Origin of the sequence: Trabulsiella guamensis ATCC 49490, from assembly GCF_000734965.1 — a bacterium.
Taxonomy (GTDB): domain Bacteria; phylum Pseudomonadota; class Gammaproteobacteria; order Enterobacterales; family Enterobacteriaceae; genus Trabulsiella; species Trabulsiella guamensis.
Map to the genome: position 1 here is coordinate 1 of NZ_JMTB01000181.1, position 907 is coordinate 907.

A 907-nucleotide genomic window follows, 5' to 3' on the forward strand; every position below is an offset into this window, starting at 1 on the left:
CCACGTCATGCGGCCAGAAGCGCCCGGCACGATGGAAACCGCCTTCCGGAATGGCTCGCACTTCCAGTACCGTGACGTCAGCCGCCGTGCTGAATGCCCGCTCATGGTCCTGCTGTATCTGGGTAACCAGCGTGGCCTCACCGGACTGAAGGTTTGCACCGTCGCCGGACGCGTTGTCTCCGACGCCGTTGGTTGCCGGGCTCAGTCCGGCAGCAGGCACCGGGTCAGCAGCGATGTCCTGAGTGGTACCCGCAGGTTGTGATACCTGACCGTTAACATCAGGAGCCGGTGCCAGCGGTGCCGGGACCGGCGTGCCAGTCTGATTCTGCCCGCCTTCGGCATCTTTCCTGACCGGTGCCTTTGCGGAACGTCCGGCCGATCCTCGGGTCTGCTTTTTCGCTTGTTCACTCACGTTTCAAACCTCTTTTAACAGGCGTTACAGGCGGCGTTAATCCGGCTGTAACGCGGGGATGATGGTGTTTTTCAGGTCAGCGGATCACTCTTCAGGCGCCGGGGCAGGTGGCGCTGGCGGATTTTTCACGAAAGGTGAAATCAGCAGCTCAACATCCTTGTAATAGATGTTGGAGCCGCCGCCATCGGCGGTGATGGCTTCGATCAGCGCCTTCGCCGCGCCACGGTTGTTCTTGCCGACAACCAGCAGCGTCGGGTTCATCCCCAGCGGATCGCCGTTTGAGTTCGGAATACCCATCATGGCGGACACGGCCGCTTCATAGTTCGCTCTGGTCAGTGCAGCTCTGGAGCCCACACAGGTCTGCCAGAAACCGAAGCCGACGTTGCTGCGCCCGTCAGTGCCGTAGGCGAACTCGTTCTGCAGGAACACGCGCTCGCTGGTGAGGTCGTCAATGGCGACAAAGTTGAACGGACGACGCTCCTGGTAAATGATGGG

At 60.9% G+C, this 907-nt stretch carries 1 protein-coding gene and 1 pseudogene; both read right to left on the reverse strand.

Going from position 1 to position 907, the window contains the following annotated elements; translation table 11 throughout:
• Positions 1 to 412, reverse strand: a pseudogene (locus GTGU_RS23420) (hypothetical protein); the annotation flags it as partial.
• A gap of 84 nt (positions 413 to 496) precedes the next feature.
• A partial coding sequence (locus GTGU_RS23425; RefSeq protein ID WP_038163623.1) for a Mu-like prophage major head subunit gpT family protein occupies positions 497 to 907 on the reverse strand: 411 nt, incomplete at its 5' end.